This window comes from Streptomyces sp. ISL-36 (assembly GCF_018614205.1).
In the GTDB taxonomy this organism is placed as follows: Bacteria; Actinomycetota; Actinomycetes; order Streptomycetales; family Streptomycetaceae; genus Streptomyces.
The window spans coordinates 107,495-120,079 of the sequence record NZ_JAGGOS010000019.1 but is presented as its reverse complement, the minus strand read 5'-3'; the positions used below and the strand labels follow the sequence as shown (position 1 = coordinate 120,079).

Sequence of the window (12,585 nt, the reverse complement as noted above, 5' to 3'; positions counted from 1 at the left end):
CGTCGCGTCAAGGGCTTCCCGCAGATGTGTCCCCCATGGGGCCACCAGAGGGTGAGAGTTGAGCCATGACCCGCGATCACGTAGTGGCCGAACAGAACGAGGATGCACCCGAGCGAGCGCCCAAGGGAGGGGCGGGGGCGATCCAGTCCGTCGACCGTGCCGTGAGCGTGCTGGAGATCCTGGCGCGGCACGGCGAAGCCGGTGTCACGGAGATCGCCGACGAACTGGAGGTGCACAAGTCCACGGCGTTCCGGCTCCTCGGGGTGCTGGAGAACCGGGGCCTGGTCTCCCAGGCGCAGGACCGGGGCAAGTACTTCCTGGGAGCGGGGATCCTGCGCCTCGCCGGGGCGGCGGCCGTGCGCCTGGACATCTCCCAGGAAGGCGCGCCGGTGTGCCGGGAACTCGCCGACGAGCTGGGCGAGACCGTCAACATCGCGGTCCTGGACGACGACGCCGCCGTCAACATCATGCAGGCGCGCGGCCCCGCCTCGGTCACGGCGCAGAACTGGCTGGGCCGGCGCACCCCGCTGCACGCCACCTCCAGCGGCAAGGTGCTCCTCGCCCATCTGCCGGTGACGCTGCGCGAAGGGCTCCTCGCCCGGGCGCTGCCGCGGTTCACGGAGAACACGCTGACCAGTGCGGGGATGTTGCGCAGCGAGCTGGACGCGGTCCTCGCGCAGGGCTACGCCCTCGTCGTCGAGGAGCTGGAGCTCGGGCTGCACGCGGTCGCCGCACCGGTGCGGGCGCACGACAGCCGGGTGATCGGCGCGCTCAGCGTGTCGGGGCCCGCCTACCGGCTGCCGCGCGAGCGGCTGCCGGAGCTCGCCGCGCGGACGGTGGTCGCGGCCGACGAGCTGTCCCGGCGGATGGGGTACGGGTTCTGACCCGTCGTCCGTCACGGTGCCCCCTTCGACGCGGGGCCGGGGAGACCCGGCCCCGCGTCGTCCTGTGTCCGGAGCATTTCCTCGCGCCCCACCGCTTTTGCCAGTCCTTAACACCGACCTCTTGACGGGGTGTCGTCGGCGTTCCCACTATGTTCCCCATCGCGCAACCCATCGTGCACAGCGCAACACTGAGGAGCCCATCGTGCCGCATGAGGTCCGTGCCGTCGTAGCCGTCAAGAGGGGCGCACCCGTCGAGGTGCGGACGATCGTCGTCCCCGATCCCGGCCCCGGCGAGGTTCTCGTCTCCGTGCAGGCCTGCGGTGTCTGCCACACGGATCTGCACTACCGGGAGGGAGCGATCAACGACGACTTCCCCTTCCTGCTCGGCCACGAGGCGGCCGGCACCGTCGAGTCCGTCGGGGAGGGCGTCACCGACCTGGCGCCCGGCGACTACGTCGTCCTCGCCTGGCGCGCCCCCTGCGGCACCTGCCGCTCCTGTCGCCGCGGCCGCCCCTGGTACTGCTTCGACTCCCGCAACGCCACCCGCCCGATGACCCTGGACGGGACGCCGCTCACCGCCGCGCTGGGCATCGGCGCGTTCGCCGAGAAGACCCTGGTCGCCGCCGGCCAGGCCGTGAAGGTCGACCCGGCCGCACGGCCCGAGGCCGCCGGGCTCATCGGCTGCGGGGTGATGGCCGGTTACGGCGCCGCGGTGAACACCGGCAAGGTGCGCAACGGCGACACGGTCGCCGTGATCGGCTGCGGCGGCGTCGGCAACGCGGCCATCGCGGGCGCCTGTCTGAACGGGGCCCGCAAGGTCATCGCCGTCGACATCGACGACCAGAAGCTGAACCAGGCCGAGAAGTTCGGAGCCACGCACACGGTCAACTCCCGTGGCACCGACCCCGTCGAGGCCGTGCGCGCGCTCACCGACGGCTTCGGGGTGGACATCGCCATCGACGCGGTCGGCCGCCCGGAGACGTACAAGCAGGCGTTCTACATGCGCGACCACGCGGGCGTGCTGGTCCAGGTGGGTGTCCCCGACCCCGAGATGAGGATCGACCTCCCGCTGATCGACCTCTTCTCGCGCGGTGGCGCGCTGAAGTCCTCCTGGTACGGCGACTGCCTGCCGAGCCGCGACTTCCCGATCCTCATCGACCAGTACCTCTACGGCCTTCTCGACCTCAACTCCTTCGTCACCGAGACGATCTCCCTGGACCAGGTCGAGGCCGCGTTCGCCAAGATGCACCGCGGCGAGGTCCTGCGCTCGGTGGTGGTCCTGTGACAAAGACCGTGAACACGCCCGCCGCCTCCCCCCGTGTCGTCGTCATCGGCGCCGGCATCGTCGGCTGCTCCCTCGCCGACGAGCTGACCGCCCGTGGCTGGAGCGATGTCACCGTCCTCGAACAGGGCCCGCTGCCCGCCCCCGGCGGTTCCACGTCCCACGCGCCCGGGCTCGTCTTCCGCACCAGCCCGTCCAGGACGCTCAGCGCCTTCGCGACCTACACCGTGGAGAAGTTCAGCGCGCTCGAGGTCGACGGACTGTCCTGCTTCAATCCGGTCGGCGGCCTCGAACTGGCCACCACCGAGGAGCGCCTGGCCGAACTGCACCGCCGGGCCGGCTACGCCGCCTCCTGGGGCATCCACGGCGAGATCGTCTCCGCCGAACGCTGCAAGGAGCTGTGGCCGCTCCTGGACGAGAGCCGGGTCCTCGGCGGATTCCACACCCCCGGCGACGGCCTCGCCCGCGCCGTGCTCGCCTGCCGAGCCCAGCGGGAGCGCGCCGAGGCCCGCGGGGCCCGCTTCCTGGAGCGGCACACCGTCACCGGCATCGAGCGGAAGGAGGGCCGGGTCACCGCCGTCGTCACCGACCGGGGGGTCTTCCCCGCCGACCACGTCGTCTCGGCGGCCGGTTTCTGGGGCCCGGTCGTCGGCCGGATGGCCGGCGTCGACGTGCCGCTGCTGCCGCTCGCCCACCAGTACGCGAAGACGGGCCCGCTGCCGGAGCTCGCCGGCGTCAACGACCCGCGCACCGAGGCGTCCCGTCCGATTCTGCGCTTCCAGGATCGCGACCTCTACTTCCGTGAGCACACCGACCGGATCGGCATCGGCAGCTACGCCCACCGGCCGCTGCGCGTCGACCCGTTCACGGTCCCGGCCTACGACGAAGCGCCGGTGATGCCCTCCTCGTACCCCTTCACGCCGGAGGACTTCGCGCCGAGCTGGGAGGACTGCCGGACGCTCCTCCCGGCGCTCGCCGCCGGGGAGATCGAGGAGGGCTTCAACGGCGTCTTCTCCTTCACCCCGGACGGCATGCCGCTGCTCGGCGAGTCCCGCTCGCTGCGCGGGTTCTGGCTCGCCGAAGCCGTCTGGGTGACCCACTCGGCGGGGGTGGCGAAGGCGGTCGCCGAGTGGATGGTGGACGGCCGTCCGGGCGTCGACGTCCACGAGTGCGACCTCACCCGCTTCGAGGACGTCCACCGCTCCCCCGCGTACGTCCACGAGCGGGGCGCTCAGCAGTTCGTCGAGGTGTACGACGTCCTGCACCCGCTGCAGCCCATGGAGCGGCCGCGCCCGCTGCGGGTGAGCCCCTTCCACGCCCGTCAGCAGGAGCTCGGCGCCGTCTTCCTGGAGGGCGGCGGGTGGGAGCGCCCGCACTGGTACGAGGCGAACGCCCCGCTCGCCGAGGGGATCGACCTGCCGGCGCGGGACGACTGGTCGGCCCGCTTCTGGTCGCCGATCGCCGCCGCCGAGGCGCGGGCGACGCGGGAGAGGGTCGCCCTGTACGACATGACGCCCCTGCGCAGGCTGGAGGTCACCGGCCCCGGCGCCCTGGCCTTCCTCCAGCGCATGACCACCAACAACCTCGCCAAGAAGCCCGGCGCGGTGACCTACACCCTGCTCCTGGACGAGTCCGGTGGCATCCGTTCGGACCTCACCGTGGCGCGCCTGGCCGCCGACCGGTTCCAGATCGGTGCCAACACGCCGGCGGACGAGGACTGGCTGCTGCGGCACGCCCCCGACGACGTGCGGATCCGGGACATCACCTCGGGGACCTGCTGCATCGGGGTGTGGGGGCCGCTCGCCCGGGCGCTGGTGCAGCCGCTGACCCGGGACGACTTCTCCCACCAGGGCTTCGGCTACTTCCGCGCCAAGCAGACCTACCTCGGCCATGTGCCGGTGACGGCGATGCGGCTGAGCTACGTCGGGGAGCTCGGCTGGGAGCTGTACACCAGCGCGGACCTCGGGCTGCGGCTCTGGGACACGCTCTGGGAGGCCGGCCGGGAGCACGGCGTGATCGCCGCCGGACGCTCGGCCTTCAACAGCCTGCGCCTGGAGAAGGGCTACCGCTCATGGGGCCACGACATGACCGCCGAGCACACCCCGTACGAGGCGGGTCTCGGCTTCGCCGTCCGTATGGACAAGGGCGACTTCGTCGGACGGGCCGCTGTGGAGAAGGCGGGCGAACCGCGCCGCAGGCTCACGGCGCTGCTGCTCGACGACCCCGCGGCCGTCGTCCTCGGCAAGGAGCCGGTCCACGTCGACGGCGTCCCCGCCGGCTACGTCACCAGCGCGTCCTACGGGTACACCCTCGGCCGCTGCGTCGCCTACGCCTGGCTGCCCCCGCTGGACGCGGGCACCGCGGTGCACATCGAGTACGTCGGCGAGAAGGTCACGGCGACCGTCGCCGAGGAGCCGCTGTTCGACCCCGACATGAGCCGTATCCGCCGCTGAGGAGTCCGCCATGACGACAACCCCGCTGTCCCCGAGCCTGATCGCCACGCTCCCCGGCCACTACTACACCGATCCCGAGATCTTCCGGCAGGAGCAGGAGCGGCTCTTCGAATCGATGTGGTTCTGCGCCGTGCGCGCCGCCGACCTCGACAAGCCGGGTGCCTTCCGTACGGTCCAGGTGGGCCGCGAGAGCGTGATCGTCACCCGTGACCGGGCCGGTGGACTGCGCGCCTTCCTCAACATCTGCCGCCACCGCGGCGCCCGGCTGTGCACCGAGGAGTCCGGCCAGGTACGGCGCTCCCTGCAGTGTCCGTACCACGCGTGGACCTACGACCTCGACGGCAGGCTGATCGCCGCACCGAACCTCGTGAAGATGCCCGACGTGGACCGGGCCGCCTACGGCCTGGTCACGGTGCACCTGCGCGAATGGCTGGGCTACGCCTGGCTGTGTCTGGCCGAGGAGCCGCCGTCCTTCGAGGAGACCGTGATCGGTGCGGCCGTGGAGCGGCTCGGCGACGCCGCCTCCATCGACCGCTACCGCGCGGAGGGCCTCGCGCTCGGCCGTCGGATCACCTACGACGTGAAGGCGAACTGGAAGCTGATCGTCGAGAACTTCATGGAGTGCTACCACTGCGCGACGATCCACCCCGAACTCACAGACGTGCTCCCGGAGTTCGCGGACGGCTACGCGGCGCAGTACTACGTCGGCCACGGCGCCGAGTTCGCCGAGGAGGCCAAGGGCTTCACGGTGGACGGCAGCGAGGGGTTCGCGCGGCTGCCGGAGATCGCCGAGGAGCAGGACCGGCGCTACTACGCCATCACCGTGAAGCCGACCGTCTTCATCAATCTGGTGCCGGACCATGTGATCCTGCACCGGATGTTCCCGCTCGCCGAGGACCGCACGGTCGTCGAGTGCGACTGGCTGTACGCGCCCGAGGTCGTGGAGTCCGGGGCGGACGTGTCGAAGTCCGTGGAGCTCTTCCACCGGGTCAACGTCCAGGACTTCGAGGCGTGCGAGCGCACCCAGCCCGCGATGGCGTCGCGCGCCTACCGCGCCGGCGGGGTGCTGGTTCCCACGGAGCACCACATCGAGATCTTCCACGAATGGCTCCGGCGGAAGCTGGGCGCCCACTCCTCCGGTCCGGAGTGTTGACCGTCACATTCGGCATGGAACGCGATCGTCCGGTGAGGTACCCAGCCGCAAGGGTGCGCCACTAGGGCGCTGACCAGGAGGAACGAGAAGCATGCCCGAACTCTTCATCGGCGGAACCTGGCGGTCCGCGCTCGACGGGCGGACCCGGGAGATCCGGTGCCCCGCCGACGGCGACCTCGTCGCTGTCGTCGACGAGGCCGGCGTCAAGGACACCGTCGAGGCGATCGCGGCCGCTCGCCGTGCCTTCGACGAGGGCCCTTGGCCCACGACCCCGGCCGCGGACCGCGGTGACCTGCTGCTGCGCGTCGCCGACCTGCTCGCACGCGACAAGGACGCCCTGGCCCGCGCCGAGTCCCTCGACACCGGCAAGCGCCTGGTGGAGAGCGCGTACGACATCGACGACATCGTGAACTGCTTCCGCTACTTCGGGCGGCTCGCGGCGGCGGAGACGGGCCGGGTGATCGACACGGGCACGGCGAACGCCGACAGCCAGGTCGTGTACGAGCCGGTCGGTGTGTGCGGGCTGATCACTCCGTGGAACTATCCGCTGCTCCAGACGGCCTGGAAGGTGGCGCCGGCGCTCGCCGCGGGCAACACCTTCGTCCTGAAGCCCAGCGAGCTCACCCCTCACACGGCGATCCATCTGATGCGTCTCCTCGCCGAGGCCGGGCTGCCGGACGGTGTCGCCAACCTCGTGCTGGGCGCGGGCCCGGAGGCGGGCGCGCCGCTCGCCGACCATCCGGACGTCGATCTACTCTCCTTCACCGGCGGTCTGCAGACCGGCCGCCGGCTGATGGCGGCGGCCGCCGGGACGGTGAAGAAGGTCGCGCTGGAACTCGGCGGCAAGAACCCCAACATCGTCTTCGCCGACGCCGATTTCGAGACGGCCGTGGACATGGCGCTGACCGCGGTGTTCCTGCACTCGGGGCAGGTCTGCTCGGCCGGTGCGCGGCTGCTCGTGGAGGACTCGCTGCACGACCGGTTCGTCGACGAGGTCGTGCGCAGGGCCCGCGAGATCCGGCTCGGCGGGCCCTTCGACGAGCGGGCGCAGACCGGGCCGCTGATCTCGGCCGCCCATCGCGCGAAGGTCGAGGCGTACGTCGCGGCCGGGGTGGCGGAGGGCGCGGTGCTGCGCTGCGGCGGAGCCAGGCCCGAGGGCCCGACGTACGACGCGGGCTTCTACTACCTGCCGACCGTGCTCGACGAGTGCCGTGCCGGCATGTCGGTGGTGCGGGAGGAGTCCTTCGGCCCGGTGCTGACCGTGGAGCGGTTCCGCGACGAGGACGAGGCCGTGCGGCTGGCGAACGACACGATCTACGGCCTGGCCGGCGCGGTGTGGACCTCCGACGAGGGCCGGGCGCGGCGCGTGGCGGCCCGGCTGCGGCTGGGCACGGTGTGGATCAACGACTACCACCCCTATCTGCCGCAGGCGGAGTGGGGCGGGTTCAAGCAGTCCGGTACCGGGCGTGAGCTGGGTCCCGCGGGCCTCGCGGAGTACCGCGAGACGAAGCACATCTGGCGCAACACCGCTCCGGAGCCGCAGGCCTGGTTCGCCTGAAACGTATCTCTACTGTCCAGGAGTTGACCCATGGCAACTGCTCCCCTTTCTCCGCCGGGCGACGACGCAGAGCTCACCGAGTTCGGCTACCGTCCTGAACTCAAACGGACGCTCGGCAACTTCCACACGTTCGCGGCCGGCATCTCGTACATCTCGATCCTCACCGGCACCTTCCAGCTCTTCTACTTCGGCTTCGCCAGTGGCGGCCCCGCCTACTGGTGGTCCTGGCCGATGGTCTTCGCCGGGCAGTTCATGGTCGCGCTCTGCTTCGCCGAGCTGGCCGCCCGCTACCCGGTGGCGGGCTCCATCTACAACTGGGCCAAGAAGGTCGGGAACGGGCACGTCGGCTGGCTCGCCGGCTGGATGATGCTCATCGCCTCGGTCGTCTCGATCGCCGCCGTCGCCCTCGCCTACCAACTGACGCTCCCTCAGATATCCTCCGTCTTCCAGTTCGTGGGGGACGGAACGGGGACGTACGACGTGGCGACCAACGCGGTGGTGCTGGCCGCGGGGCTGATCCTCTTCACCACCGTCGTCAACGCCTTCGGTGTGAAGCTGATGGCGCGGATCAACACGGCCGGTGTCTTCCTCGAACTCATCGCCACGGTCGTGCTGATCGTGCTGCTTGCGGTGAACGTCGTCCGCGGCCCTCAGGTCGTCACCGATACGGCCGGCACCGGCTCGGGCCAGTCCTTCGGCTATCTCGGCGCGTTCCTGATCGCCTCACTCGCCTCGGCCTACGTGATGTACGGCTTCGACACCGCGGCCTCGCTCGGTGAGGAGTCCCTCGATCCCTCGCGCAACGCGCCGCGCGCCATCATCCGGGCCATCGTCGCCTCGTTCGTCCTCGGTGGGCTCATCCTGATCCTCGCCCTCATGAGCGTCTCGAATCTGCGGGGCGAGAAGCTGTCCTCCGACGGGCTGCAGTTCGTCGTCCTGGACGTGCTCGGCCCGACGGCCGGCAAGGCCATGCTGTGGTGCGTGCTGATCGCGGTCACCGTCTGTGCGCTGGCCGTGCACACGGCGGCGGTCCGGCTCGCCTTCGCCATGGCGAGGGACAACAACCTGCCCGCCTCCTCGCGGCTCGCCAAGGTCAGCCCGCGGTTCGGCACCCCGATCCTGCCGACCGTGATCATCGGGGTGCTCGCGCTGGCGATCCTGCTGGTCAACATCCGCCAGCCGCAGATCTTCACGGTGGTCACGAGCATCGGCATCGTCATGATCTACGTGGCGTATCTGCTGGTCACCCTGCCGATGCTGGTGGCGCGGCTGCGCGGCCGGTGGCAGCCGGCCGAGGGCAGGTTCTCGCTCGGCCGCTGGGGCATTCCCGTCAACATCCTCGCCGTGCTGTGGGGCGGCGCCATGACGCTCAATCTCATCTGGCCGCGGGCCGCGGTCTACAACGCCGCCGAGCCGTACCACTGGTACCTGCGCTGGGGCGCGGTCCTGTTCGTCGGCGCGATCGCGCTGGGCGGCTTCACCTACTACTGGTTCGTCCAGCGGCACCGTACGGGCGTCCTCGCCGAGCACGCCGCCGTGACGCCCCCCGAGCCCGTCGCACTGAAGGAGGTCACCCCCTCATGACCGAAGCGTTCGACCACGCGGAACACGCAGAGTTCGACTACGTCGTCGTCGGCGGCGGCACCGCGGGCAACGTCGTCGCGGCGCGGCTCAGCGAGGACCCCTCCGTCACGGTGTGCGTCCTGGAGGCGGGCCCCAGCGACGTCGGGGACGACAACGTCCTGAAGCTGGAACGGTGGATGGGCCTGCTGGACTCCGGCTACGACTGGGACTACCCGGTCGAGCCGCAGGCGAGCGGCAACAGCTTCATGCGGCACGCCCGTGCCAAGGTCCTCGGCGGCTGTTCCTCGCACAACTCGTGCATCGCCTTCTGGGCGCCCGCGGAGGACCTGGACGACTGGGCGGCGGCCGGCTGTACGGGCTGGAGCGCGGCGGACCTGTTCCCGCTGTACCGCAGACTCGAGAACAACGACGCTCCCGGCGACCACCACGGCCGGTCGGGGCCGGTGAAGCTGCGCAGCCTCAAGGGCGGCGACCCGTGCGGCTCCGCCCTCCTGGAGGCGTGCGCGCAGGCGGGCATACCGACGACGCCGTTCAACACCGGTACGACGGTGGTGCGGGGCGCGAACTGGTTCCAGATCAACGCGGACGAGAACAACATCCGGCAGTCCTCTTCGGTGGCGTACCTCCACCCGGTGATGGGCAAGCGGCCGAACCTGGAGATACGTACCGGGGTGCGGGCCAAGCGGCTGGTGTTCGAGGGGACGCGGTGCGTCGGCGCCGAGTACCTGGATCCGGACCTCGTCCACACCCGCACGGTCCGTGCCCGCCGCGAGGTCGTCGTCTCCTGCGGCTCGATCGACACGCCCAAGCTGCTGATGCTGTCGGGCATCGGGCCCGCCGAGCATCTGCGCGAGGTGGGCGTGGAGGTGCTCGTGGACTCCGCGGGGGTCGGCGAGAACCTCCAGGACCATCCCGAGGGCGTCGTCATGTGGGAGGCGAAGCAGCCGATGACCACCACGTCGAGCCAGTGGTGGGAGGCGGGCATCTTCTACGACACCGAGCCCGGTCTGGACCGGCCGGACCTGATGTTCCACTACGGTTCGGTGCCCTTCGACATGAACACCGCCCGGCACGGCTATCCGACGTCCGAGAACGCCTTCTGTCTGACGCCCAACGTCACCCGTGCGCGCTCGCGCGGCACGGTACGGCTGCGCACCCGCGACTACCGCGACAAGCCGAAGGTCGACCCGCGGTACTTCACGCACGAGCACGATGTACGGGTCATGACGTACGGCATCGAACTGGCCCGCCGGATCGTGGCCCAGCCGGCGCTCGCCGGATGGGCGGGGGCCGAGCTCGCCCCCGGGCCCGACGTCCGTACCGCCGACGAACTGCTCGACTACATCCACAAGACGCACAACACGGTCTACCACCCGGCGTGCACGGTGAAGATGGGCGCGGACGACGACCGCTCGGCGCCGCTCGACGCCCGGCTGCGGGTCAAGGGCGTGCAGGGGCTGCGGGTCGCGGACGGGTCGGTCATGCCGGACCTCGTGACCGTCAACCCGTGCATCACGACGATGATGATCGGCGAGAAGTGCGCCGACCTGCTGCGCGCGGACGCCTGACCGGACGCCCGAAGAGCGGCAAGGCGCCCGCCCCGGCATGCTGCCGGGGCGGGCGCCTCCATGAGAAGGCTCGGGCTAGAAGGTCAGGTTCCAGGCGTCGATCCTGCCGGTGTCCTGGCTGGCGTTGTCGTTCACACGGAGCTTCCAGACACCGTTCGCGACCTCGGAGGAGGCGTTGACGGTGAAGGTCTGGACGATGTTGTCCGTGCCGCTGCCGGTCCGGTTGTGCACCGTGTAGACGGTGCCGTCCGGGGCCACCAGATCGACCTTCAGGTCACCGATGTACGTGTGCTTGATGTCCACGCCCACCTTGAGGGTGGCCGGAGCGTTGCCCGTCACCCCGGAGACCGTGATCGGGCTCTCCACGGTGGCGTTGTCGGCGATCGTGACGTCGGTGAGGTTCTCGAAGTACTTTCCGGCCGGCGGGGTGGCGCCGCCGACGGCCTTCAGCGCGTCGGTCTGGCCCTCGCCGAAGAAGCCGTTCTTCGCCGTGGTGCCCGTGCAGCGGCTGTCGGAGGGGCAGGCGGTGTCGTTGGCCTGCGAGGCGAGACGGGCGCGGAGGTCGGCCGGGGTGAGGGCCGGGTTGACGCTCGCCATGAGCGCGGCGACGCCCGCCACGTGCGGGGAGGCCATCGACGTACCGCTCTTGCTGCCGTACTTGCCGCCCGGCAGCGTCGAGTACACACCGGAGGTGCCGTCGCCGCCGGGGGCCGCGATGTCGATGACGCCGTTGCCGAAGTTGGAGTACGAGGCCTTGACGTTGCCGCTGCCCATGGCCGAGACCGTCACGACACCGGGGAGCTCGGTCGGGATGTCGATGCAGGCGTTGGTGATGGTGCGGGTGACCGGCGTGGAGTCGTTCGGGCTCTCGCTGTCGGTCGTCTTGTTCGCCAGGTCGTAGTTGGAGTTGCCTGCCGCGGCGATCTGCAGCGAGCCCTTGTTCTCCGCGTACTCCTGCGCACGCCGGACGCCCTCGATGATGGCGGCCTGGTCCACGTTGTCGGGGCAGTTGAACGCCCAGGGGTCCGTGTAGTAGCTGTTGTTGGTGACCTTGAAGCCGTGGTCACCGGCCCACATGAAGCCGCAGACGGTGTTCTCGGCGAAGAAGAGGCTGCTGGTCGGCTCGGCGATGCGGACCGAGGAGAGCTTCACGCCCGGCGCGACGCCGATGACGCCCTTGCCGTTCTTCGCGGCGGCGATCGTGCCGGCGACGTGGGTGCCGTGGGTGCCGACGTCCCGCCAGGCGCCGGCGCGGGTGTCCGCCTTGCCGTAGGCGCAGGAGACCGAGTCGGCCGCGTTGAAGTTGGGCGCGATGTCCTGGTGCTGGTCGTCCACGCCGGTGTCGAGGACACCGACCTTGACGGAGGCCGAACCGGTGGTCACCGCCCAGGCCTGGTCGGCCTTGATCTGCGTCATGTCCCAGCGGTTGGACTCGGTGAGCGTCGTCGTCGACTGGGCCGGGTTCGCGGGGAGCGCCGGGTTGTAGGCGTCGGCCGGGACGTCGGAGGTCCGGGTCGCGCCGACCTGCTGGACGCCGCTGACGGCGCGCATCGTCGAGGCGAAGGCCGTCGAGGTGGAGTGGGCCACGATCACGCCGATCGCGTCGTAGGACGCGAAGACGGAACCGCCGTTGTTGGCGACGGCGGTGCGCACGGCGGTGGTGTCACCGGGCGTGGTGATCACCAGGTAGGCGCGGGTGCCGGCCGCCCAGGCCGCGGGGGCCGCCGCCGGCGCCGTCGTCCTGGCCGCCGAGGCGCCCGCGGGCTCCGGGGTGGTCGTCGGTGAAGCGTGGGCGAATCCGGCGGGCGCCGCGAGCGCCACGGTCGCGCCGAGGGCGGCTGCCGCCAGAGCGGAATGTCTCAGCCGACTGGATATGAGGGAAAACATCGCGTCCTCCGATGACCCGAAGGCGCTGGTGGCGCCGCCGGGCCGTGTGATGTGTGGGGTGGACGCAAGATCCCAGACGATGTGGTGCGGAAGGAAGTCTTCTGTCCGACAAGCCTGTTGGCGTTACAGAGTGTTGACCTGACGGGGTGGTGATCAGGACGGGTTTGCTCCGTGGTGACCGCTTCGTTCGTCCGATCCGCGAGGACGGGCGTCCGG

Annotated in this window: 8 protein-coding genes; 7 read left to right on the top strand and 1 reads right to left on the bottom strand. The window is 70.7% G+C overall.

Annotated elements, in window-relative coordinates:
- Positions 1–65 precede the first annotated feature (65 nt).
- From J7E93_RS05280 to J7E93_RS05250, 7 genes are all read left to right on the top strand, one after another.
- Entirely contained in the window at positions 66–884 is an 819-nt protein-coding gene (locus J7E93_RS05280; protein WP_215066057.1) for an IclR family transcriptional regulator, read from the top strand.
- A gap of 202 nt (positions 885–1,086) precedes the next feature.
- The gene (locus J7E93_RS05275) at positions 1,087–2,169 is read left to right on the top strand and encodes an S-(hydroxymethyl)mycothiol dehydrogenase (protein WP_215066056.1); all 1,083 of its coding nucleotides are present in this window, start codon (positions 1,087–1,089) and stop codon (positions 2,167–2,169) included.
- The gene (locus J7E93_RS05270; protein WP_308367822.1) at positions 2,166–4,619 is read left to right on the top strand and encodes an FAD-dependent oxidoreductase; all 2,454 of its coding nucleotides are present in this window, start codon (positions 2,166–2,168) and stop codon (positions 4,617–4,619) included. Before J7E93_RS05275 ends, J7E93_RS05270 begins: the two co-directional genes overlap by 4 nt.
- Positions 4,620–4,629: 10 nt before the next feature.
- Positions 4,630–5,772, top strand: a complete 1,143-nt coding sequence (locus J7E93_RS05265; RefSeq protein ID WP_215066055.1) for an aromatic ring-hydroxylating dioxygenase subunit alpha — start codon at positions 4,630–4,632, stop codon at positions 5,770–5,772.
- Positions 5,773–5,863: 91 nt separating this feature from the next.
- Entirely contained in the window at positions 5,864–7,330 is a 1,467-nt protein-coding gene (locus J7E93_RS05260) for an aldehyde dehydrogenase family protein (protein ID WP_215066054.1), read from the top strand.
- 30 nt (positions 7,331–7,360) lie between these two features.
- On the top strand, positions 7,361–8,914 hold the full coding sequence (locus tag J7E93_RS05255; RefSeq protein WP_215066053.1) for an APC family permease: 1,554 nt from the start codon (positions 7,361–7,363) through the stop codon (positions 8,912–8,914).
- Positions 8,911–10,482: a GMC family oxidoreductase gene (locus J7E93_RS05250; RefSeq protein ID WP_215066052.1), complete on the top strand. Its 1,572-nt coding sequence runs from the start codon at positions 8,911–8,913 to the stop codon at positions 10,480–10,482. The genes J7E93_RS05255 and J7E93_RS05250 overlap by 4 nt, the downstream gene beginning before the upstream one ends.
- A 75-nt stretch (positions 10,483–10,557) precedes the next feature.
- Here J7E93_RS05250 and J7E93_RS05245 read toward each other — a convergent pair whose 3' ends face one another.
- Positions 10,558–12,369: a S8 family serine peptidase gene (locus J7E93_RS05245; protein WP_215066051.1), complete on the bottom strand. Its 1,812-nt coding sequence runs from the start codon at positions 12,367–12,369 to the stop codon at positions 10,558–10,560.
- Between the last annotated feature and the right edge of the window lie 216 nt (positions 12,370–12,585).